The organism is Pelomicrobium sp. (assembly GCF_036803785.1).
Classification (GTDB): domain Bacteria; phylum Pseudomonadota; class Gammaproteobacteria; order Burkholderiales; family UBA6910; genus Pelomicrobium.
Genome location: NZ_DAIRTR010000041.1, coordinates 1 through 22,191 on the forward strand (window position 1 = coordinate 1; position 22,191 = coordinate 22,191).

The window sequence follows — 22,191 nt, forward strand, 5'->3', positions numbered from 1 at the left end:
GCTCACTTCTTACCTCATCGGGGGTTCTTCCAGCAGAAATTTCCTATTCACATACAAACGCTTGCCAGCTTTCTGCCGGGCGCACCGAATCGCGGGCGCAAGGTACAAATACTAACCCGCTGTCGCGGGACCGGCAACCCGATACTGCACTGCAAAAAGGAGGCCGTCCACCGCCGGCCATGGCCTCAGGGGGTAATTTCGCCTACCGCGAATAGGCGCTGGTGCTCCCGGATGGCGTACCGGTCGGTCATCCCGGCGATGTAATCCGCCACCGTCCGGTGCAGATGATTCTCCGCTTTTTCCTGAAACTGGGGAGGCAGCAGTCGTGGGTCGGCGACAAAGGCGTGGAACAGGTCGAGGAGGATACGCTTTGCCTTGGCAGTCATGCGGGCCACCCGATAATGCCGATAAAGGTGGGTGCGCAGGAACCCCTTGAGCTCCCTCTGGCACTCGGCGATCTCGGGGCTGAAGGCGATCAAGGGCGGGCATTCCCGCACTTCCTCCAGGCTGGCCGGCCGATGGGTGGCGATGAGAGCTTGACTTTGGCGGACGAGATCGTTGACCAGGGTATTGATCATCCGGCGTATCGTCTCGTGGATGAGCCGGCGGCCGACCAGCCCGGGATAGGCGCGCCGGACCTCGTTCAGATGCTCGGCGAACATGCGCACCTCTTGCAGCTGCTCCAGCGTGAGCAGTCCCGAGCGCAGGCCGTCATCCACGTCGTGGTTGTTATAAGCGATCTCGTCGGCCAAGTTGGCGATCTGGGCTTCCAGGGAGGGCCGCTTTCCCTGGAGAAAGCGCTGACCCACGTCCCCCAGCTCCGGGGCGTTCTGGGGCGAGCAGTGTTTGAGGATCCCTTCCCGGGTTTCAAAAGTGAGGTTCAGGCCGTCGAACTCGGCGTAGCGCTCTTCTAAGAGGTCCACCACCCGCAGGGATTGCAGGTTGTGCTCGAAGCCGCCATGGTCTTTCATGGCGCTGTTTAGTGCCTCCTGTCCCGCGTGCCCGAAGGGAGTGTGGCCCAGGTCGTGGGCCAGGGCCACGGCCTCCACCAGATCTTCGTTCAGGCGCAAGTTTCGGGCGATGGTGCGGCCGATCTGGGCCACCTCCAGGCTGTGGGTGAGCCGGGTGCGAAACAGGTCCCCCTCGTGGTTGACGAATACCTGGGTCTTGTACTCCAGTCGGCGGAACGCGGTGGAATGGACGATGCGGTCCCGATCCCGCTGGTACTCGTTACGGCCCATGGGGGGCGGCTCGGGATGCCGGCGGCCCCGAGATTGGTCGGGGTGGGCCGCGTAGGGGGCGAGCTCAGCCATGGCCGCAGCAGGCCGCAAACGCCTGCTCCAGCACCGTTTCGGGAACATCTGCGCTCACGAACGCTTCTCCGATGCGCCTGAGGAGCACGAAGCGGATCCTGCTTCCTTGGACCTTCTTGTCATGGCCCATCAGCGCCAGATAGCGGGCAGCGCCCAACGCCGGCGCCCGGGTGGGCAGGCCAGCTCGCCGGTACAGGGCTACCAGGCGCTCCTTCTGCTCTGGGGACAGATATCCGAGGCGCACCGACACATCCGCTGCCAGCACGGTGCCTGCGGCCACCGCTTCTCCGTGCAACCACTGACCGTAACCGAGACCCGTCTCGATGGCGTGACCGAAGGTATGGCCCAGGTTGAGCAGGGCCCGTATCCCGGTTTCCCGCTCGTCCGCCGCCACGATCTGGGCCTTGTTGGCACAACTGCGCACGATGGCGAAGGTGAGCGCTTCGGGCTCGCGGGCGAGCAGCGCTTCGAGGCGGGTCTCGAGCCAATCGAAGAACTCGGCGTCCCGGATCAGACCGTACTTGATGACCTCCGCCAGGCCGGAGCGCAGCTCGCGCTCCGGCAGCGTGGTCAGGGTGTCGGTGTCGGCGACCACCGCCTGCGGCTGGTAGAAAGCGCCGATCATGTTCTTGCCCAGGGGGTGGTTGATGGCGGTTTTGCCACCCACGGATGAGTCCACCTGCGCGAGCAGGGTGGTGGGAATCTGATAGAAGGGCACGCCCCGCTGATAGGTGGCGGCGGCGAACCCGGCGATGTCTCCCACCACGCCTCCACCCAGGGCGAGGACGGGAGTGGAGCGCTCGCAGCGGTTCTCCAGCAGAGCATCGAAGATGCGGTTCAAAGTCTCCCAGTTTTTGAACGCCTCCCCGTCGGGGATGGCGATACCGATGCAGGCCACGCGCAACGTTTCCAAGGTCCGCTGCAGGCGGGGGAGATAGAGGGGTCCCACCGTGGTATTGGTCACCACCGCCACCCGCTGCGCGGGCGCGAGGGATGCGAACCAGCGGGGATCGGCGAGCAGCCCCGGCCCCACGTGAATCGGGTAGCTGCGCTCCCCCAAGGCGACGTCAAGCGTCTGTGTCGAGCTCGAGGGCATCTTTGGTCTTGGTCCTTTCGAACTCCTGTAGCCGCTTTTCGATCCGCCGCGCTAGAGCGGGTGCGCTGGCGCGACTCGTGTCCACCACCAAGTCGGCGACCTCCCGGTACAAGGGGTCGCGCTCCTGCAGCAGCTCGCCTAGCCGCGCCTTCGGATCGGCCGTCTGCAGGAGAGGACGGTTGCGGTCGTGGCGCGTGCGCGCCCACAGCTCCTCCACCGAGCCCCGCAAGTAGATCACCGTGCCCCGCGCCTTGAGGAGCGCTCGGTTCTCGGGCCGCAGCACCGCTCCCCCGCCGGTGGCCAGCACCACGTCTTCCTGCTGCGTGAGCTCGCGCAATATAGCCGCCTCCCGTGCGCGAAAGCCTTCCTCGCCTTCGATCTCGAAAATGACTGGAATTTCCACGCCGGTACGGCGGCGGATCTCATGATCGCTGTCGAGAAAAGTCTTGCCCAGGCGCCGGGCGAGCAGCTTCCCCACGGTGCTCTTGCCCGCGCCCATCATGCCGACCAAGAAAATGTTGCGACTCGGCAACATCGCTCGATTGTATCCAAAACCGCTGCTGCCGGCACCGCAGCCGGCCTCGGGCCAAAAAGAAAAGGCCGGGTGTGCCCGGCCCAGGGGAGTGGTCTGGGTTCCCTATCTTAAGGTGAGGGAATCTTTCAGGATTCGCGGCGTGATGAAGATGAGCAGCTCGGAACGGTTGTCCGTCCTGGCGGTGTTGCGGAAGAGCCCGCCCACCACCGGCAGGTCGCCCAGCACGGGCACCTTGGTCACGTCGTTGCGCTTGGTCTGCTCGAAGATGCCGCCGATTGCCACCGTGCCGCCGTTTTCTACCAACACCTGGGTGGAAATCTGCTTGGTGTCGATGGCCGGACCGGCGGTGGTGTTGACCCCGGGGCTGTCCTTGTTCACGTTGAGGGTCATGATCACGTTCTCGTCCGGGGTGATCTGTGGCTTCACCTTGAGGGACAAGGTGGCCTTCTTGAACGCCACGCTGGTAGCCCCGCTGGAGGTGGCCTGTTGGTACGGAATCTCCGTGCCCTGCTCGATGGTGGCTTCGACCTGATCGGCGGTCATCACCCGGGGGCTGGAGATGATCTTGCCCCGATTGTCCGCCTCTAGAGCGGAGAGCTCCAGGTTCAGGAACTTGGTGGCCGCCTCGTTGAACAGCAGCAGGGAAAAAGCGCCCGGATTGAAGGCGCCGATGCCGGCAGCGGGCAGGTTCACGTTGGTGAAATCGCTGAGGGTGGGCACCGGGGTGGCGATCTGGCCGGTGTGGAAGGCGGTATCCTCCAGGCGCGCGCCGATCAGGCCGCGGGAGCTCCCGATACCGGTGCCGAAGCCAGCGGATCGACGGTCATGGTAGCCCAGCCGCACCCCCAGATTGCGGGAGAAGTCGTCGTTCGCTTCCACGATCCGCGCTTCGATCATCACCTGCCGCACGGGCACGTCGATCTGGCGAATGAGGGCGCGGACCTCGTCCAGTCGGCTCGGCGTGTCCTGGACGAACAAGGTGTTGGTGCGCGGGTCGACCACGGCGCTGCCCCGCTTGGAGAGGATCTTCTGGGCCGGATCGCTCAGGATCTTCTTGACGTCCTCCCCTCTTTGGTAGTTGAGCTGGAAGCTCTCGGTGACCGTGGGTTCCAGTTCGGCGATCTGCTGCTGCGCTTCGAGCTGTAGTTTCTCCCGGGCCGCGATCTCGTCCCGAGGCGCCACCAGGAGAACGTTGCCTTCACGCCGCTTATCCAGTCCCTTGGCCTGGAGAATGATGTCCAGCGCCTGATCCCAGGGTACGTCCTTAAGCCGCAGGGTCAGGTTGCCCGTCACCGAGTCGCTCACCACAATGTTGAGGCCGGTGAAGTCGGCGATCACTTGCAGCACCGCCCGCACTTCCACGTTCTGGAAGTTGAGGGAGAGCTTCTCCCCGGTATAACGAGGCCGGGTTGCGGCCGTCGTCCGGGTCGGGTCCTGGGCCACTGGTTTTACTTCGACGATAAACTTGCGGTCCGCCTGGTAGGCCGACTGCTCCCATAGCCCCCTCGGCTCGATCACCAGACGGGCATTCCCGCCGACGGCGAAGCTTTCCACGAACTGCACGGGGGTGCCAAAATCGGTGACGTCCAGGCGGCGCTGCAGGTTTTTGGGCAAAGAAGTGTTGTTGAAGTCGACGATGATCTGGCTGCCCTGCCGCCGCAGATCGATGCCGGTCGTGGTGTCGGATAGATCCACGATGATCCGCCCTTCCCCTGCCGGTCCGCGGCGGAAATCCACATCGAGGATGCTGTGTCTTACGTCGCCGAGCCGCGTTTCCGCGAACCGGGACAGAGTGGGTCCGGCCGGGCTGCCCGCGGTCTGTACGCCGAGTAGGGTCACCACCACCTCCCGGCCTTCGACTCGGGTGTCGTAGCCTACGGGACGCTCCAGGTTCATGACCAGCCGCGTACGCGAGCCGGCCTGCACGATGTTGACCGAGCGCAAGTCTCCCTGCCCCACCGCCTGGAATGTGCGACCCAGGGCATTGCCCGTATCGGGAAAGTCCAAGGCGATGCGCGGCGGTTTCTGGACGGCGAAGCCAGCAGGCGGGTTGGTCGGGGGATTTTTGAGCTTGACCTTCACCACCAGCCTGCCCTCGGCGCCGGGGGTGACCTCGAGCGCTTCAATGCTGTTCGATTGGGCCCATGCCCGCTCGCCGGCCGGGCTGAGGGCAAGCGCGGTCGCAAGGCAGGTCAGGGCGAGAAAGCGCTTGGGTTCCTTGAGGAGGGTGCGGCTCATGGTGACGGCTCCCTGAGATTTATTCGACGAGTTGTAGGCTCGCGGTCCGCTCGGTCCAACCCCCAGCCCCTTCCTGGACCAGTTCCGTCAGCGTAACTTCCGCCTCGGTGATCCTGGTGATGCGGCCGAAGTTCTGGCCTAGATAGTTGCCGACGGTGACCCGGAACACGTTGTTGTCGGGGGTCTTGATGAGGGCGTGGATGCGCTTGTCCCGCTCCAGCGTTCCCACCATCTTCAGGTTTTCAAGGGGATAGGCTTCCAGCGGCTCCCGGGGCCGGTTGAGATCGGGCCCCGGGCCGCCGGGGCCTGGCTTCCCGCGGGTATCGATCTCGCGCAGGGTGAACGGGTCCGGGAGATCAAAGGCGTTATAAGTGAAAGCTTCGTAGACCTTTACCTTGGGCAGGGGCGGCACCTTGCCCCGCAACCCTTGGCCGGATTGCTCCACGAATTGCTTAAGATCGCTGAATTCCCCGGCCGAGCAGCCGGCCAGCGCGAGCGCCAGGAGGAGGAGGAGGGCGCGTTTCATTTCTTGCCCCCCTTTGTCGGCGCCGCCGCCTTGCGCTGGGCTGCGACTTCTTGCTCGTCCAGGTAGCGGTAGGTCTTGGCGACGGCGTTCATCACCAGGCCATCTTTGGTCTTCTCGATGGACACGCTGTCCAGGGTGACGATGCGGGGCAGTTGCGCCACATCGCTGGCGAACGCTCCCATGTCGTGGTAGCTGCCGGTGACGCGCACCTGGATCGGAAGCTCGGCGTAGAAGTCGTACAGGGTCTCCCGGGGGGCCGGCTTGAACAGCTCGAACTGTAGCCCCCGACCCAGCCCCGCCTGGTTGATGTCGGTCACCAGGGCGTCCATTTCCGCCTTGTTGGGCAACTGCCGCAGCATCGCGCCGAAAGTCTGTTCGATTTCTGCGAGTTGCTGGCGGTAGATATCCAGATTGACCGCCTCCTTTTTCTTGTCCAGGAAGGTTTGCTTGAGCCGCACCTCCTCTTTTTTGCGGCTCTCCAGGGTCTCCAGCTGGCTGCTCCAGTCGTAGAAATAGCCTGCGGAAACAATGGCGAGCAACAGAAACAGCATGACCCCTGCCTTGACCGGGACCGGCCAACCGCCGGGGTTGCGGGTATCGAGTCGTCTCAAGTCGTCCAGGGTCATGGTGCTTACCCCTTGGCCTGGGCACTGACCGTCTGGGCAGTGCCCTCGCCGCCCCCGGGCGAGGGCGGCGTCAGCTTGAAGTTGAGGGTGAACTGGTTAAGTCGCAGCTTGCCCACCTGCTCCGCCTTGATCTCGACGAGCTGAGGCTCTCCCAGCCAGGGGGAGTCCTCGATGTTGCGCATGAGCGTGGAGACCCGAGCGCTCGACTGGGCGTAGCCCGTGAGGCTCAGGTTGTTGCCGGTCTGCTTGAGCCGGGTGAAATGCACCCCCTCCGGGACGATCCGCACCAGCTGGTCGAAGAGGTGGACCACCTCGGTGCGGTTGGACTGGAGCTTTTCCACCACCTCTTTGCGGGCGAGCAGGGCCTGGATCTGGGTTTTCAAGGTCTTGATCTCGGCGATCTGCTTGTCCAGGACGGCGATTTGTTTCTTGAGATAGTCGTTGCGCGCCTCCTGGTGCTCGATTCGGCCGGCGAGCACCGTGTGCCCAGCGAACCAAACGACGACGCCCAGCGCTGCGGTCAGGGCTGCCACGATGCCGAATTGCCGGTTGCGCGCCCGGCGCCGCTCGGCACGGTAGGGAAGCAGGTTGATGCGGATCATGCTGGATCGAACCTCCGCAGGGCGAGCCCACAGGCCACCAGCAGGGCTGGCGCGTCCGCCGACAACTGGACCGGCCGAATGCGGCTCGCAAGCTCCATGCCGGCGAACGGATTGGCGATCATGGTGTCCACTTGGGTACGAGCTGCCACCGACTCGTCTAAGCCGGGGATGGCAGCGCATCCCCCGGCGAGCAGCACGTGGTGTACTTCGTTGTACTGGGTGGAGGTGAAGAAGAATTGGAGCGCACGGGCGACTTCCAGGGCCAGGGTGTCGCGGAATGGTGCCAGGACTTCGCTTTCATAGCTTTCGGGCAGTCCCCCGCTGCGTTTGGCTACCTCCGCCTCCTCCGGGGACAAGCCGTAGCGGGCCTGGATCTGTTCGGTGAGTTGATGTCCGCCGAAGGGCTGGTCACGCATGTACACCGACTGTCCGGCGCGCAGCACGTTAAGGCTCATGTGCTGGGCCCCGATGTCCACCAGGGCCAAGGTCTGGTCGTAGTCCACGCCGGGAAGGTAAGGCATGACCCGTTCCAGGGCATTCAGGGCGGCGTAGGGCTCCACGTCCATGATCGTCGCCTTCAGCCCGGCGGCCTGGGCTGCGGCCACCCGGTCTTCCACCTTTTCCTTGCGAGAGGCGGCGATCAGCAGCTCGACTTCCTCGGGGCTGGCGCTGGCCGGCCCCAGCACTTGAAAGTCCAGGTTGACCTCGTCCAGGGAAAAAGGGATATATTGATTGGCCTCGGACTCCACCATGACCTCGAGCTCTTCCTCCCGCTGGCCCGCGGGAACGACGATCTTCTTCGTGATCACGGCCGAGGCGGGGACTGCCATGGCGACGGTTTTCACCCGGGTGCCCAGCTTTTTCCAGGCCCGCTTGATGGCCTCTCCCGTGGCCTCCAGGTTGACGATATTGCCCTCGGCCACGGCCTCTTTCGGCATGGGCTCGATGACGTAGCGCTCGATCCGGTACTTGTCCTTGCCGGCGAGGCTCAGCTCCACCATCTTCACGGCGGAGCTGCTCACGTCAAGGCCCACGAGGGGGAGGCCAGAGGCCGGGAAAAGGCCCGGGCCGAAATGGAAATTCCCTTTGAACATAGGAAGCTAGGCCATATTATCCAGAAGCTACATTAAAGGCTAGCAGCAACTACAGTAGATGTAAAGCAAAATTTCTTGGGTTTTTCTGCCGTGGCGCGCGCCTCTATAATCCCCGCCTTTCCTTTCTTCGAGCCTCCCGCCTGATCATGTTCCGACGCTGGTGGTTCATCGCGCTCGCCGCCCTGTTCGGGTTGGCAGTGGCGGGCGCTCTCTTGATCGCTTTTGCCGCGGTCATCACCTACCCTAAGCTGCCATCCTTAGAGGTACTCACCGACTATCGGCCCAAGATTCCCTTGAGGGTCTACACCCTGGACGGTCATCTGATCGGGGAATTCGGTGAGGAAAGGCGGGCCGTGGTGAGCATTCACGACGTGCCGGAAGTATTGAAGCTGGCCATCCTGGCGGCCGAGGACGAGCGCTTCTACCAACACGGGGGCGTGGACTACCTCGGGGTCTTGCGGGCGGCGTACAGCAACTTCGCCGCGGGCGGCGCCCGTCAGGGCGCGAGCACCATCACCATGCAGGTGGCACGCAATTTCTTTCTGAGCAAGGAAAAGACCTTTACCCGGAAATTTCACGAAGCCTTGCTCGCGTTCAAGATCGAGCACAGCCTGAGCAAGGATCAGATCCTGGAGCTCTACATCAACCAGATTTATCTGGGCCAGCGGGCCTACGGGTTCGCCTCAGCCGCCCAGACCTATTTCGGCAAGCCGCTCCAGGAGCTGACCCTGGCCGAGGCGGCCATGCTGGCCGGGCTGCCCAAGGCCCCGTCCCGTTACAATCCCGTCGCCAGCCCGGAGCGGGCGAAGCAGCGGCAGCTCTACGTCCTGCGCCGCATGCGCGAGCTGGGACACATCACCGAGGCCCAGTACCAGGCGGCGGCGGAGCAGCCCGTGGTGGCACGCCGGCAGGCCCGGGAAGGGGAGCTTTCGGGGGATTATGTGGCCGAGATGGTGCGCCAGCTTATGGTGGACCGCTACGGGGAAGAGGCCTATACGCGGGGCTTCCGTGTCTACACCACCCTCCTCAAAGCCCATCAGGAAGCGGCGCTCCAGGCGCTGCGCAAGGGGGTGCTGGAATACGACCGGCGGCACGGCTACCGAGGGCCCGAGGGCTACATGGAGCTGGACCGGGCGGGGGGTGACTTGGAGGAAGTGATGGAAGAGGCGCTCCAGGAGGTGCCCGAAGTGGGCGATCTTCTGCCTGCCGTGGTGCTGGAGGCCGGGGGCGGCAAGCTCAAGGTGTATGTGAAAGGGGGCAAGACCCTCACGTTGGCGGGGGAGGCGATCCGCTTCGCCCAGCGCTATTTGAGCGATCGGCTTCCGCCGAATCAGCGGCTGCGCCGGGGTGCCCTGGTGCGGGTGCGCCACGACGGCGGCGAGCGCTGGCAAATCGCCCAGTTGCCGGCCGTGGAAGCGGCCCTGGTGGCTATCGACCCGACCGACGGCGCCATTCGGGCGCTGGTGGGAGGGTTCGACTTCGGCCGCAGCAAGTTCAACCACGTGGTCCAGGCTTGGCGTCAGCCGGGCTCCGGGATCAAACCCTTCGTCTATTCCGCCGCTTTGGAAAAGGGCTTTACCCCGGCCTCCATCATCAACGACGCGCCCCTTTATTTCGATGCCGCCCAGACGGGGAACCAACCGTGGGAGCCCAAAAACTATGACGAAAAATACGAAGGCCCCACGCGTTTGCGCACCGCGCTCGCCAAGTCGAAGAACCTGGTGTCGGTGCGCATCATCCAGGCGATCGGCCCCAGCTACGCCCAGGATTACCTAGCCCGGTTCGGGTTCGACCCGGCGCGGCACCCCCCCTATCTTACCCTCGCCCTCGGCGCCGGCACGGCCACGCCTATGCAGATGGCCGCCGCTTACGCGGTTTTCGCCAACGGCGGCTACCGGGTGGTGCCCTATTTCATCGACCGCATCGAGGACGAAAACGGCACGGTGATCGCCCGGGCCATGCCCGCCCGGGTGGGCGAAGGCGCTGAACGGGTGATCGACGAGCGCAATGCCTTCATCATGACCTCCATGCTGCGGGAAGTGGTGCGCAGCGGCACGGCTGCCCGGGCCATGAAGCTCGGCCGCAACGATCTAGCGGGCAAGACCGGCACCACCAACGATTTCGTGGATGCGTGGTTCAGCGGCTTCCATCCGTCCCTGGTGGCGGTGGCGTGGATCGGATTCGACAATCCCCGCTCCCTGGGCAAGGGTGAGACCGGGGCCAACGCTGCGCTGCCCATCTGGATGGAATACATGGCCAAGGCCCTCAAGGGTGTCCCTGAAGCTGATTTCCGGGTGCCTGACGGCGTGGTGGTGGCCCGAGTGAATCCAGATACCGGGTTATTGGATAGCAGCGGCCAGGGCATTCCGGAATACTTTTATCAAGAAAACGTCCCGCAGGCCGACCAGGGCCCATGGCTGCCCGCCCTCGGTGCCCGCGGCGGAGACGAGGTCAGGAACCAATTGTTCTAACGCTTGGGCTTGCGACGAGGGTAGGATGGGTCGAGCCGGCGGACCCAGACGCAACCTGATGCGGGAGCGCATCGCGCATCTCGCCGCCCGGCTCATGGCGCGGGATGGCATCCAGGACTTCGGCACCGCCAAGCGCAAGGCGGCCGAGCAACTGGGGGCCGCCGACACCCGGAATCTGCCCAACAACAGCGAGGTGGAGGAAGCGCTCCGGACCTTCCGGGCCCTGTACGAGCCGCAGGAGCACCGGGCGGTGCTGCGGGCGTTGCGTGAAGTGGCGCTTTCCGTGATGCGGCGGCTGGAGGCGTTCAATCCCCATCTCACCGGAGCGGTGTTGACCGGGGTGGCCGGCAGGCATTCCGACATCAACCTGCAGCTGTTCACCGATTCGGTCAAGGACGTGGAGTACTTCCTGATGCGGGAGCGCATTCCCTACCGAGCCGGGGAGCGGCGGGTCGCCACGGCAGAGGGATGGCGTAGCGTCCCCCTCTTCACTCTGGAGGCCGAGGGGACGACGGTGAACGTTATGGTCTACGGCACCAAGGATCTCTGGAACGCCAGTCGTCCGGGGATGGAAGACGGTCTCCCGGTTCGGGCCAAGACGGCGTACGTGGAGATGCTGCTACGGGACGATGGCAAGGAGTAGCTCGCAGCCCCTCACCTCGCTTCTTTGAGCCAGCGGGCCGCTTCCAGGGCGAAGTAGGTGAAGATCCCGTCGGCGCCCGCCCGCTTGATGGCGAGCAAGGACTCCAGCACACAGGAGCGCTCGTCCAGCCAGCCGTTGGCCGCCGCAGCCTTGAGCATGGCGTACTCCCCGCTCACTTGATAGACGAAGGTGGGCGCACGGAAGGCGTCCTTTACCCGACGCACGATGTCGAGGTAAGGCAGCCCCGGTTTCACCATGACCATGTCGGCGCCCTCTTGCAGATCGAGACCCACCTCCCATAGGGCTTCATCCGAATTGGCCGGATCCATCTGGTAGGTGAATTTGTTTCCCTTGCCAAGACTCGCGGCCGAGCCCACCGCATCCCGGAACGGGCCATAGAAGCTGGAGGCGTACTTGGCGGCGTAGGCGAGGATGCGGGTATGGAGGTGACCGGCCTCGTCTAAGGCTTCCCGGATTCGCCCGATGCGCCCGTCCATCATGTCGGAAGGGGCGACCACGTCGGCGCCGGCGGCAGCGTGCAAGACCGCTTGGCGGGCGAGCACGGCCACGGTCTCGTCGTTGAGCACGTAGCCCGAGGCGTCGATCAAGCCGTCCTGGCCGTGGCTCGTGTAGGGGTCGAGGGCCACGTCGGTAATGACTCCCAACTCGGGAAAGCGCTGCTTCAAGGCCTGGACGGCCCGGGGCACCAGACCTTCCGGATTCAGGGCTTCCCTCGCGTCGGCGCTTTTTAGCGCCGGATCCACCACCGGGAACAGGGCCATGGCGGGCACCCCCAAGCGCAAGCACGCCTCGGCCCGGGCGAGCAGCCGGTCAATGCTGAGCCGATGCACCCCCGGCATGGACGGAACCTGCTCCTCGCGGCTCGGGCCGTCTAGGATGAACACCGGCTCGATCAAGTCGGCGGCATCCAGGCGGTGCTCCCGTACCAGCCGGCGGGAGAACTCGTCGCGGCGCAGCCGGCGCATCCTGCGCCGGGGATAATGACCCAGCGGTATCATGAGCACCTTTCGCGTCGTTGGCTTGGGCTTCGGAACGAAGCGGGGAACTTTCGTCCTAGACGCTAATCATAGCGTACAGACGATGGTTTCCATCGTCTCCCGCTTCTCCTCCCTGAGCGGGTGCCTTAATCCTTATTAAGGCCGTGGCCCCCGGTTTTACTCCCCTTTAGCCGGGGGCATTTTTTATCTCTAGCCAGTAGGCGAGCCGCTCCACCAGCTCGTCCGCACCCTGACGGGTGAGGCTTGAAAAAAGCTGTAGGCTCACCCCGGGCGCTTCCCGGTCGAGGGCTTGCCTCGTCGCCGCCAGGGTGCGCAAGGCCTGCTGGCGGGAGAGTTTGTCCGCCTTGGTGAGCACCGCGTGCACCGGCTTACCGCTTTCTTGCAACCAGTGGAGCAGCTGCCAGTCGAGGGGCATCAAAGGATGGCGGGCGTCCATGAGCAGCACCACGCCTGCCAGGGAGGCCCGGGTCCGCAGATATGCGCTCACCAGCTCCCCCCAAGTTTGTCGCATGGCTTGGGGCACCCGGGCGTAACCGTAACCGGGCAGGTCCACGATGAAGCGGCCCTCGCCACAGCGGTAGAAGTTGATTTCCCGCGTGCGGCCTGGCGTCTTGCTCACGTAGGCAAGGCGCCTGCGCTGGGCCAAGGCGTTCAGCAGGCTGGATTTGCCCGCGTTGGAGCGGCCGCCGATGGCCACCTCCCGTAGTGCAGGGGGCAGGTCCGCGAGTCGGGTGACGCTGCGGGCGAAGGAAAGGGGATGGAACGGATTCATCGAGGCGCATCCGCGGAGGGCCCCAGCGGCTACTATCACCGATACGGGTGGCATGATAGCAGAGGGTTGATATAAAATTTCGCAATTTTTCAGTCACAAGGAGCCGAGATGAAGCGGACCCGTGCCAGTATCGGGGCGCTAGGGCTGGCGGTTTGGGCCTTGACCGCCTCTGCCCAGCCAGCGCAGGAAGGCAACCTGGCCCAGGCCCAAAGCATCGCGTCCCAGGTCTGTGCCGCCTGCCATGGGGCGGATGGCAACAGCCCAACGCCCGCCAATCCCCACCTGGCCGCCCAGCACGCTCGGTACATCACCAAGCAGCTTGACAACTTCAAGTCCGGCGCGCGGCAAAACCCCATCATGGCGGGCATGGTGACAACCCTCACCCCCGAGGACATGCAAGCCCTGGGCGCCTACTATGCCCAGCAGAAACTGCGGCCCGCTCAGGCGAAGGACGAGGCGCTCGCCCGGGAGGGAGAAAGAATCTATCGGGGTGGCATCGCCTCCAAGGCGGTGCCCGCCTGTGCCGGCTGCCACGCGCCCAACGGGGTCGGAATACCTGCCCCGTATCCGCGCCTTGCGGGGCAGTACGCGGAATACATCGCCGCCCAGCTCAAAGCCTTTCGTTCGGGAGAACGGGCCAACGATCCCGAGGGCATGATGCAGGCCATCGCCGCCAGGATGACGGACCGGGAGATTCAGGCGGTGGCGGAATATATCGCGGGACTGCGCTAGGAGGACCCGCTTCGGCGCGGCGGGCGGCCGGCTCGGCCCGGCTTTTTCCTCGGCAGTTCCTCAGGAGCGCAGGGCGCCGAAGGCCCGCTCTGCCGCTTCCAGGGTGCGCTCGATCTCGGCTGGGCCGTGGGCGGCAGAGACGAATCCCGCCTCGAAGGCAGACGGCGCCAGGTATACTCCTTCGCTCAGCATGCGGTGAAAGAAGCGGTTGAAGGCTTCCCGGTCACACTCCATCACTTCGTTGTAGGTGGTGGGCGGCTCCTCGCGGAAGTACAGCCCGAACATGCCCCCGATCGCCTGAACCGAGAAAGGAATCCCGTGGCGACGGGCAGCGGCAGCGAGCCCCTCGGTCAGGGCCCGGGCGGTGGCAGACAGCCGCTCGTAGAAGCCCTCTGCCTGGACTTGCTGGAGGGTCGCCAGTCCCGCTGCCACCGCCACCGGATTGCCGGACAGGGTGCCCGCCTGGTACACGGGCCCTAGGGGAGCGAGATGCTGCATAATCTGCCGGCGCCCACCGAAGGCCGCCACGGGCAAGCCCCCGCCGATTACTTTCCCTAGGGTGGTAAGGTCAGGCTGGAGACCGAACAGCCCCTGGGCTCCGCCGAGGCCCACCCGGAACCCGGTCATCACTTCGTCGAAAATGAGAAGAGCTCCGTGCTGGCTGCACAGCGCGCGCAGCCGCTGGAGGAAACTGAGCCGCGGCAGCACCAAGTTCATGTTGCCGGCGATGGGCTCCACGATCACGGCGGCGATCTCGCCCCCGAGTCGGGCGAAGGCTTCTTCCAGTGCCTGGATGTCGTTGTAGGCGAGCACCAGGGTATGGGCCACGGTTTCCTCCGGGACCCCGGCCGAGCTGGGTTGGCCGAAAGTCAAGGCGCCGGAGCCCGCTTTCACGAGTAGGGCGTCCCCGTGGCCGTGGTAGCAACCTTCGAATTTGACGATGCGGCTACGCCCTGTATAGCCCCGGGCGAGCCGGATGGCGCTCATGGTGGCCTCGGTGCCGGAGCTCACAAGCCGCACCTGCTCCATCGACGGCACGAGTCGGCAGAGCAATTCCGCCATTTCCAGCTCCAGTTCGGTGGGGGCACCAAAGCCTAGGCCTCGGTCGGCCTGGGCCTTGACCGCCGCCACCACCGCCGGATGGGCATGGCCGAGGATCGCCGGGCCCCACGATCCTACATAGTCGATGTAGGCCCGCCCGTCCGCGTCCCACAGGAGCGGGCCTTGGCCGCGCACGAAGAAGCGGGGCGTGCCTCCCACCGCGCGGAAGGCCCGCACCGGCGAATTGACTCCGCCGGGAATGTAGACGGCGGAGCGCTCGAACAAGGCTTCGTTGCGGGAGGGCTGGCCGGGAGCCCGCTCAAGGGGGGGGACGGTCATGGCGATGGCGAGTCGAACAAGCGGCTAAACGCCCGGGCCGCACTTTCCACGTCGGGGGCATCGAACAGGGCGCTGATGACGGCTAGGGCATGGGCGCCGGCGCGAATGACGGCAGGAGCGTTTTGCGGCGTGATGCCACCGATGGCCACCACCGGGACGTCCAGCACCCGCCGTGCCTCACCCAACAAGGTGAGCGGCGCGCGCACCGCTTCGGGCTTGACCGCGGAAGGGAACATGGCACCGAAGGCCACGTAGTCGGCGCCCTGGGCCGCCGCTTCCCGGGCCCGATCCAGCCGGTCGTAGCATGAAACCCCCAGGAGCATCCCGGGCGCGAGCCGCCTGCGGGCGGCATCGATGGGCTCATCCTGGGATCCCAGGTGCACCCCGTCGGCGCCGACTGCCAAAGCGAGATCCACTCGATCGTTGACGATAAAAAGGCGCCCGAAGGCACGGCACAGGCGGACCAGGACCCGTGCCTGCTCCAAGGCGAGGGCTGGGGTGGCACCCTTGGCGCGGTACTGGAGCACCCGCGCTCCCCCGCGCAAGGCTTGTTCCACCTTCGCCGCGAGCACCGCCGTCTCTGGGCATTCCGGGGTGATGGCATACAGGCCGGCGACAGGGAGGCGGCCCTTTCCCTTCCCTCCTTCGGGAAAGGGGCCGTGGGCGGCGGTCTCCACCATCGACCGGGGGTTCAGTGGAACAGATGTGGCGCTAGCGGCTCCCCTCATCGCTTTCCCGCGCCCAGAATAGCCGATCGGGCAGATGCTGGCCCATGCCGGGACGAAACCCCGACTTCAGGGCATGCCAAGTATATTCTTGTGCTTCCCGCACCGCCTCTGGCAACTCCAGACCGTTGGCCAGGGTGGCTGCGATGGCGGAAGCCAGGGTGCACCCCGAGCCGTGAAAGCTTCCGGGCAGTCGCGGCCAGGCGTCGGAGCGCACGATCCCTTCGCTGCCATAGAGGGTATTGATCACCTCAGGGGTGTTTTCGTGGGTCCCGGTGATGAGCACGTACTCGCAGCCCAGGGCGAGCAACCGCTGGGCGCACTGGTGCAGATCCGGATCGTCTTCCTCGTCCGCTTCGTCGGCGGCGAGGCGCCGCGCCTCCATGCTGTTCGGGGTGATCAGGGTGCTCTGGGGAATGATGAGCTCGCGTAGTGCCGAGAGCATCTCCTCGGAGGCGAGCTCGTCGCCCCGCCCCGAGGCGAGGACCGGATCCAGCACCAGGGGCACGTCAGGATAATCGGCCACCACTTCGGCCACCGCCGCTGCCACCTCCACGCTGCCCAGCAGGCCGATTTTGAAGGCGTGGACCGGCATGTCCTCCAGCACCGTCCGCGCCTGGTCAGAGACCCAGTCGGGATCGAGAGGCATCAACCCTTCTACCCCCGCGGTGTCCTGCACCGTGATGGCCGTGATGACGGATAAGGGATGACAGCCCATGCTGGCCAAGGTCAGGATGTCGGCCTGGATACCCGCGCCGCCACTGGGGTCCGAGGCTGCGAACGCGAGCACGATGGGAGGGGTCTCGGCCATGATGGCTTATAATGTCTCGCCATTTTACTGAAAACCTCGTTCCATGGTCGAAACATCCACCACTGTCGTCTACAAGAAATATATGTGCCTCGTGTGCGGTTTCATCTACGACGAAGCGCTGGGGCTGCCCGAAGAGGGCATTCCTCCCGGCACCCGCTGGGAAGACGTGCCCATGAACTGGACTTGTCCCGAGTGCGGGGCGCGCAAAGAAGACTTCGAGATGGTGGAGATCTAGGGACGATTCGACCGATCGCTCGCCCCTTCCCGTTGCCCGGCTACGCTGTGCCGCTCAGCTACGTAGTTAGCGGCAGCGACGAATTCGGGCACGCCCAGGGTTTCGGGCCGGCGCTGGGGGTCCAGTCCTAACGCAGCCCAGTCGGCCTCCTCCAGATAGGCGCTCAAGGCGTTTCTCAGCATCTTGCGCCGCTGGCTGAAGGCGGCCGTCACCATTTCCCGGAATAGCGCCTCCACCTGTGCCGGATAGGGGAGCCTCTGATAAGGGACGAGCCTCACGAAGGCCGAGTCCACGCGGGGAGCGGGCCTGAAGGCGCGGGGCCCGATGGCGAACAGCCGCTCGATGTGGAAGCGATACTGGAGCGCCACCGAAAGCCGGCCGTATTGGGCGGTGCCGGGGAAGGCGACCATGCGTTCCACCACCTCTTTCTGTAGCATGAAATGCATGTCTCGCACCTCCGCGGCGAAGCGCTCCAAATGAAACAGTAAGGGGGTGGAGACGTTGTAGGGGAGGTTACCCACGAGCCGCAGCTCGCTCCCCAGGGCGCCGAAGTCAAACCGCAAGGCGTCGGCGCAGTACACGGTAAGCTGCCCTTCGGGATAACGGGCCTGCAGTGCCGCTGCCAGATCTCGGTCGATTTCTATCACGGTCAAGTGGCCGGCCTGCTCGAGGAGGGGCCCAGTCAGGGCCCCGCGGCCGGGCCCAATCTCCACCAGCCGTTCTCCCAATTGGGGATGCACCGCCTCCACGATGCGCGCGATTACCCGGGGCTCGACCAGAAAATGCTGGCCGAAACGTTTGCGGGGCGCGGACACTGGACCTCCGTGACCGCTCAGGATAGGGGGTCCGCCGCCTTTCCCCGCGCGGCGAGCCAGCCGGCCAAGGCGATGGCAGCCCGCAGGCTGCCCGGCGCGATCTCGCCCGTACCCGCCCGGTCTAGGGCGGTGCCGTGGTCGACGGACGTGCGCACGAGGGGCAATCCCAGGGTGACGTTGACGCCCTGGCCAAAGGAGGCGTGCTTGAGCACCGGCAGGCCCTGATCGTGATACATGGCGAGCACGCAGTCCCCCTGGGCCAGCACGGGGGGATTGAACAGGGTGTCGGCGGGCAACGGCCCGATGAGCCGCATCCCTTCCCCCCGCAGCCTCTCCAGCACGGGTACGATCACTTCCAGCTCCTCCCGGCCCAGATGCCCGCCCTCCCCCGCGTGGGGGTTGAGCCCAGCCACTAGGATACGCGGCTCGGCGAGGGCGAACCGATCCACCAGCGCGGTGTGGAGCACTCGGAGAGTCTCCTCCAGGAGCTGGGGCGTCAGGGCGTCGGCCACCGCCCGCAGGGGCAGATGGGTGGTGGCCAGGGCGACCCGCATGCCGGCGCCCACGAGCATCATGACCACCCGCCGCGTGCCGGTCGCCTGGGCCAGGTACTCGGTATGACCGGTGAAGGGAATACCGGCCTCGTTGATGACGCCTTTGTGCACCGGCCCCGTTACCAGGGCGGCGAATTCCCCCGAGCGGCAGCCGGCGATGGCCCGGTCCAGGGTGGCGAGGACATAGGGACCGTTGGCCGGATCCGGCCGGCCGGGCCGGCTGGGGACGGCAAGGGGGACATGCAGTACGGGGAGCCGACCGGGAAGGGGGAAGTCTTCCGGAGCGGGCGGATAGTCTACGATCTGGATTGGCCGGCCGAGGCGCTCGCCCCGCTCTGCGAGCAGATCCCGGTCCGCGATGACCACCAGCGGCGTCGATGGCGGTTCATGGGCGAGCAACACCGCCAGGTCGGGGCCGATCCCGGCAGGCTCACCCGGCGTGAAAGCGAGGGGAGGAAGGCTTCTCACCCGTTCAACCCTCGAGCCGGACCTCCACGTAGGCCTGGTCCCGCAATTGGCGCAGCCACTCCTCGTACGCCTCGTCCGCCTTGCGGGCCTTGATGGACTGGCGGGCAAGGACCCGCTCCCGCTCCTGGGTCATCTCTCCCGTGCGCCGCTCCAGCACCTGGATCAGATGCCAGCCCAGGGGTGTTTTCACCGGCTCGCTCACCTCCCCTGGCGCCAGGCTGTCCATCACCCGCTCGAAGGCGGGCACCGTGTCTCCGGGGCTCACCCAACCCAAGTCGCCGCCTTGGGGGGCACTCGGATCCTCCGAATGCAGGCGCGCCAGCTCGGCGAAGTCGGCACCGTTCACGATCCGCTCCCGCAACTGCAGGAGGCGGTTGCGGGCCTCGTCCTCGGACAGGGTCTCCCCTGGGCGCACCAGGATGTGCCGCACGTGGGTCTGGGTGACCTGCACCGGGGTGCCCGGGCCGCGCCGATCCTCCAACCGCAGGATGTGAAAGCCGTTGGGGCTGCGCAGAAGCTCGCTCACTTCCCCGGGCTTGAGCTTTACCACCGCTTCGGCGAACAGCTCCGGCAGTCGGCTCAAGGGACGCCAGCCCAGGAAACCTCCCTGGAGGGCGTCCGGGGCGTCGGAGTAGACTGCGGCCACCTGGGGGAAAGGCTTGCCCGCCTTGAGCTCCGCCAGCGCCTCTTGCGCCCGGGCGCGCCGGGCTTGGATCTCGCTGCTGGTCGCCTGCTCCGGCACCCGCACCAGAATGTGGGACACCGCGTATTCGCCTCCGGTGATCTGGGTGGCCTGGGTGGCGAGAAAGTTGTCGACTTCCCCTTCGCTCACCGTGATCCTGCTGTCGATCTCCCGCTCCCGCAGCCGGGTGAGGATCATTTCCTTGCGGATCTCTTCCCGGAAATCGGCGTAGTCCACCCCGTCCCGGGCGAGTACCTCGCGGAACTGGGTGAGGCTCATGCGGTTTTGCTCCGCGATGGCTGCGATCGCCCGGTCGAGCTGGAAGTCGTCGATGCGCAACCCCGTCTGCCGGGCGTACTGCAGCTGGAGGCGGTCCATGATCAGGCGTTCCAGAATCTGCCGGCGCAGCGCCTCCGACTCCGGCAGCGTGGTCCCCTGGCGGGCGAGCTGCTTTTTTACCAGCTCCAGGCGTCGATCCAGCTCGTCCTGGGTGATGACCTCCTCGTTGACCACCGCCACGATACGGTCGAGGAGCTGGATGCGCTCCGCTCCCCAAGCCGGGGTGCTAGCGGCGAAGGCGGCCATCGAGACCGCGATTGCAAGGAGCAGGGAAGGAATTCCCATAGGCGATCGAACCCCTCGAAACCATAGGAGACGCTAACGCGCGCTGGCGGGCTGCTCCCGGTACAGGTCCACTTGGGTAAACCCGGGAATGCTCGAGCGCAGCACGTGGAGCGGATCCGCGCCGATCTTGCCGAGCCCGGTCAATTCGAGCTGGACGAAAAACGCGTGGGAGGCCTGGTCCACGGCGGTGGCGATACGCTGGGCTACGAACCGGACGGACCAACAACCCGCGTCGTACTCCAGCCCGGCCAGGGCATCCAGCACCCGGCTTTCGCGCAGGGAATAATTGTAGCGCAGGACCCCCTGCCACCGGTCGCCAAGGGGCCACTGGGCAGACACGTCCACTTGCTCCAGGGCGTTGCGAGTGAAGCGGTAGCCCACGTTAGCCACCTTTCCCGGCGCCGGGTGGTAGCGGGCGTAGAGATTGAGCTTTTCGGTTTCGTTGTCGCTCGGGTTCCACTGCATGCTGGCGTCGAGCAGCCAGCTTTGGGTGAGCCGGCCGCCGATGCTGGCCAGGAGGTCGGAGCGGTTGCTCGGGCTAATGGGGCTTGCGAGCTGCACCCGGGGTTTCTCGAAACGGAAGCGCTGGCCCAGGGCGAAGCGCAGCCGCTCCGCGCCCGAGTCCGACTCCAGGAGCCGGGAAGTGAGGGCGAGGGTCATCTGGTTTGCGTCCCCGATGCGGTCGGAGCCGGTGAAGCGGTTCTCAGTGAAGATCTGGGCGAAATTGAAATCGGCGTCCGCCGAGTCGAAGTTGGGCAGTTGGGCCTGGTCGCGGAAGGGCACGTACACGTAGAACAACCGGGGCTCCAGGGTCTGCAGGAAGCGCTGGCCGAAGGCGCTCATGGGGCGCTCCAGGAAAAGGCCGGCGTCGACGCTGCCGATAGGCACGCTGCGGCTCGGGTTTGCCCCAGGCCCGGAGCGGTCCAGGTCGTAGCGGGTATAGTGCAGCCCTGCCTTCGGTGTCAGGTAGGCAAAGGAGGTGCGCAGGGGATAGCTCACGGTGGGGTAGGCCACCAGACGGCCACCGGTCACCAGGGTCGGATGCTCGAAGCGGACGGCCTCGGCGTTCAAGCCCAGGTCGGCGCCCAAGAGGTCCGGTTTCAAGCCCTGGACCAGCAGCTGGGGCAGGCGGTCGTAGGGAGGCGTGACGGGCGCCAGGGGATCTTGCAAGGTCTGATATTTTTGCGCCCGCGCGGTGGCTATCCAGCCCTCGCCGCCATAGGTAAGCGTGCCCTCCTGGGGCAGGTTGGTCTGGGAGGTGAGGGTCACGGAGCTTGCCAGGTCGCGGAAGTAGTTGTCGTCGGAGACCCGCTGGATGTTGACGGACCCCTGCAGTTGCGGGCTGAAGGCGTGGGCGTGCTGGAGCAGGAGGGCCCAGCGATCGCGCCCGCTCACCTGGTCGTCGGGCAGGATGTCCGCCTTGGCCTCCCCGTGGTAGCCACGCTCCAGGTAGCGGAACTCATTGGCCAGCATCAGCCCCCGCCGGGCGATGACGCGAGGGGCGATGGTGGCATCCCGGTTCGGTGCGATGTTCCAGTAGTAGGGCAGGGTGATCTCCGCCCCGCCCTGGGTGGTGGTGCCGATGAGCGGTGGGAGAAAACCGGACTTGCGTTCCTTGCCCAGGGGGAAGTCCACGTAGGGCGAGTAAAGGATCGGCACCTTCTGGAACTCGAGCCAGACGTTGCGCGCAACGCCAACGTTGGCGTTGCGGTCAATCTCCAGCTCTGCCACCCGCAGGTACCAGTCGTCCCGGTTGACCGGACAGGTGGTGTAGCTCGCCTGTTTCGCTCGGTAACGATTTTCCCCTTCGAAGACAAAGAGCTGCGCTTCCCCCCGGGCGTTGTTACGCTCGAGCTGATAGACGGGTGCCTCCATCTGTCCGGTCTGGGACTCCAGGTTGAACTCCAGACGGGGGCCCCGCACCACGTTGCCGCCGCGCTTCACCACCACGTTGCCGAGGGCGAACACGTCCTCCTGCGGCGGATGGTAGATGATCAGATCGGCGGAAAGGCTCTGGTCGTCCTGTTGCAGGATGGCATTGCCCTCGGCACGTACCTCCTTTTGGCCGATGCCCACAATGCGGTCGGCTTCCACCACCACGGGTGGGTTCGTGGCGGGCCTCTGGTCGGCAGAAGGAGTAGTGCGGGCCGCCGGTGCGGCTTGCGGAGAAGGCGCCCGTGGCGACGAGGCAGGCGCTGCGGGGGCGGGTGGTGGAGACGGCGCGCCTGCC

The 22,191-nt window shown here is 65.6% G+C and carries 21 protein-coding genes; 4 read left to right on the forward strand and 17 right to left on the reverse strand.

Going from position 1 to position 22,191, the window contains the following annotated elements; all coding sequences use genetic code 11:
- Positions 1–185: 185 nt before the first annotated feature.
- From V7Q81_RS06770 to V7Q81_RS06805, 8 genes are all read right to left on the reverse strand, one after another.
- Positions 186–1,361, reverse strand: coding sequence for a deoxyguanosinetriphosphate triphosphohydrolase (locus tag V7Q81_RS06770; protein ID WP_442954780.1), 1,176 nt, complete (start codon positions 1,359–1,361; stop codon positions 186–188).
- Positions 1,306–2,409, reverse strand: coding sequence for a 3-dehydroquinate synthase (gene aroB / locus V7Q81_RS06775; RefSeq protein ID WP_333841236.1), 1,104 nt, complete (start codon positions 2,407–2,409; stop codon positions 1,306–1,308). Before aroB ends, V7Q81_RS06770 begins: the two co-directional genes overlap by 56 nt.
- Positions 2,381–2,944 carry a shikimate kinase AroK gene (gene aroK / locus V7Q81_RS06780; RefSeq protein ID WP_333841238.1) on the reverse strand — a complete coding sequence of 188 codons (564 nt, stop codon included), beginning with the start codon at positions 2,942–2,944 and terminating at the stop codon, positions 2,381–2,383. Before aroK ends, aroB begins: the two co-directional genes overlap by 29 nt.
- Positions 2,945–3,046: 102 nt before the next feature.
- Positions 3,047–5,182, reverse strand: coding sequence for a type IV pilus secretin PilQ (gene pilQ, locus V7Q81_RS06785; protein WP_333841239.1), 2,136 nt, complete (start codon positions 5,180–5,182; stop codon positions 3,047–3,049).
- A 19-nt stretch (positions 5,183–5,201) separates the two neighbouring features.
- Positions 5,202–5,708, reverse strand: a complete 507-nt coding sequence (locus tag V7Q81_RS06790) for a pilus assembly protein PilP (protein WP_333841240.1) — start codon at positions 5,706–5,708, stop codon at positions 5,202–5,204.
- Positions 5,705–6,334, reverse strand: a complete 630-nt coding sequence (locus tag V7Q81_RS06795) for a type 4a pilus biogenesis protein PilO (protein WP_333841243.1) — start codon at positions 6,332–6,334, stop codon at positions 5,705–5,707. The genes V7Q81_RS06790 and V7Q81_RS06795 overlap by 4 nt, the downstream gene beginning before the upstream one ends.
- A 5-nt stretch (positions 6,335–6,339) precedes the next feature.
- Positions 6,340–6,936 (reverse strand): PilN domain-containing protein, encoded by a 597-nt coding sequence (locus tag V7Q81_RS06800; protein ID WP_333841246.1) that lies wholly within the window; start codon positions 6,934–6,936, stop codon positions 6,340–6,342.
- The gene (locus V7Q81_RS06805) at positions 6,933–8,030 is read right to left on the reverse strand and encodes a pilus assembly protein PilM (RefSeq protein ID WP_333841248.1); all 1,098 of its coding nucleotides are present in this window, start codon (positions 8,028–8,030) and stop codon (positions 6,933–6,935) included. The genes V7Q81_RS06800 and V7Q81_RS06805 overlap by 4 nt, the downstream gene beginning before the upstream one ends.
- Before the next feature lie 146 nt (positions 8,031–8,176).
- Here V7Q81_RS06805 and V7Q81_RS06810 point away from each other — a divergent pair, with 146 nt between their 5' ends.
- On the forward strand, positions 8,177–10,501 hold the full coding sequence (locus V7Q81_RS06810; protein WP_333841251.1) for a penicillin-binding protein 1A: 2,325 nt from the start codon (positions 8,177–8,179) through the stop codon (positions 10,499–10,501).
- Positions 10,502–10,526: 25 nt separating this feature from the next.
- The gene (locus tag V7Q81_RS06815; protein ID WP_333841254.1) at positions 10,527–11,144 is read left to right on the forward strand and encodes a hypothetical protein; all 618 of its coding nucleotides are present in this window, start codon (positions 10,527–10,529) and stop codon (positions 11,142–11,144) included.
- A gap of 11 nt (positions 11,145–11,155) precedes the next feature.
- Here the strand turns inward: V7Q81_RS06815 and hemB are convergent, their stop codons facing one another.
- Both hemB and yihA read right to left on the reverse strand, forming a co-directional pair.
- On the reverse strand, positions 11,156–12,163 hold the full coding sequence (gene hemB / locus V7Q81_RS06820) for a porphobilinogen synthase (RefSeq protein WP_333841257.1): 1,008 nt from the start codon (positions 12,161–12,163) through the stop codon (positions 11,156–11,158).
- Positions 12,164–12,329: 166 nt separating this feature from the next.
- Complete coding sequence (gene yihA, locus V7Q81_RS06825) at positions 12,330–12,935, reverse strand: ribosome biogenesis GTP-binding protein YihA/YsxC (RefSeq protein ID WP_333841258.1); 606 nt, start codon at positions 12,933–12,935, stop codon at positions 12,330–12,332.
- Positions 12,936–13,043: 108 nt separating this feature from the next.
- On the opposite strand from yihA, the gene V7Q81_RS06830 reads away from it, so the two are divergent.
- Positions 13,044–13,667 carry a c-type cytochrome gene (locus V7Q81_RS06830; RefSeq protein ID WP_333841261.1) on the forward strand — a complete coding sequence of 208 codons (624 nt, stop codon included), beginning with the start codon at positions 13,044–13,046 and terminating at the stop codon, positions 13,665–13,667.
- Positions 13,668–13,727: 60 nt separating this feature from the next.
- Here V7Q81_RS06830 and hemL read toward each other — a convergent pair whose 3' ends face one another.
- The 3 genes from hemL to thiD are packed head-to-tail and all read right to left on the reverse strand — an operon-like array spanning position 13,728 to position 16,583.
- Positions 13,728–15,047: a glutamate-1-semialdehyde 2,1-aminomutase gene (gene hemL, locus V7Q81_RS06835; protein ID WP_333841264.1), complete on the reverse strand. Its 1,320-nt coding sequence runs from the start codon at positions 15,045–15,047 to the stop codon at positions 13,728–13,730.
- Positions 15,044–15,727, reverse strand: a complete 684-nt coding sequence (gene thiE, locus V7Q81_RS06840) for a thiamine phosphate synthase (protein ID WP_333841267.1) — start codon at positions 15,725–15,727, stop codon at positions 15,044–15,046. Before thiE ends, hemL begins: the two co-directional genes overlap by 4 nt.
- Positions 15,728–15,758: 31 nt before the next feature.
- Entirely contained in the window at positions 15,759–16,583 is an 825-nt protein-coding gene (gene thiD, locus V7Q81_RS06845; RefSeq protein WP_333841269.1) for a bifunctional hydroxymethylpyrimidine kinase/phosphomethylpyrimidine kinase, read from the reverse strand.
- Between the two features lie 43 nt (positions 16,584–16,626).
- Here thiD and V7Q81_RS06850 point away from each other — a divergent pair, with 43 nt between their 5' ends.
- A complete protein-coding gene (locus V7Q81_RS06850) occupies positions 16,627–16,818 on the forward strand; it encodes a rubredoxin (RefSeq protein WP_333841272.1) in 192 nt (63 codons plus the stop codon).
- Here V7Q81_RS06850 and rsmA read toward each other — a convergent pair.
- Genes rsmA through V7Q81_RS06875 form a run of 4 tightly spaced genes read right to left on the reverse strand, consistent with a single transcriptional unit; the run spans position 16,815 to position 22,061 of the window.
- Positions 16,815–17,633, reverse strand: coding sequence for a 16S rRNA (adenine(1518)-N(6)/adenine(1519)-N(6))-dimethyltransferase RsmA (gene rsmA, locus V7Q81_RS06855; RefSeq protein WP_333841274.1), 819 nt, complete (start codon positions 17,631–17,633; stop codon positions 16,815–16,817). The two genes, V7Q81_RS06850 and rsmA, sit on opposite strands and share 4 nt — an antisense overlap.
- A 17-nt stretch (positions 17,634–17,650) precedes the next feature.
- Complete coding sequence (pdxA, locus tag V7Q81_RS06860; protein ID WP_333841276.1) at positions 17,651–18,655, reverse strand: 4-hydroxythreonine-4-phosphate dehydrogenase PdxA; 1,005 nt, start codon at positions 18,653–18,655, stop codon at positions 17,651–17,653.
- A gap of 4 nt (positions 18,656–18,659) precedes the next feature.
- Entirely contained in the window at positions 18,660–19,961 is a 1,302-nt protein-coding gene (locus V7Q81_RS06865; protein WP_442954781.1) for a peptidylprolyl isomerase, read from the reverse strand.
- A 33-nt stretch (positions 19,962–19,994) separates the two neighbouring features.
- The gene (locus V7Q81_RS06875) at positions 19,995–22,061 is read right to left on the reverse strand and encodes an LPS-assembly protein LptD (protein ID WP_333841278.1); all 2,067 of its coding nucleotides are present in this window, start codon (positions 22,059–22,061) and stop codon (positions 19,995–19,997) included.
- Positions 22,062–22,191 lie beyond the last annotated feature (130 nt).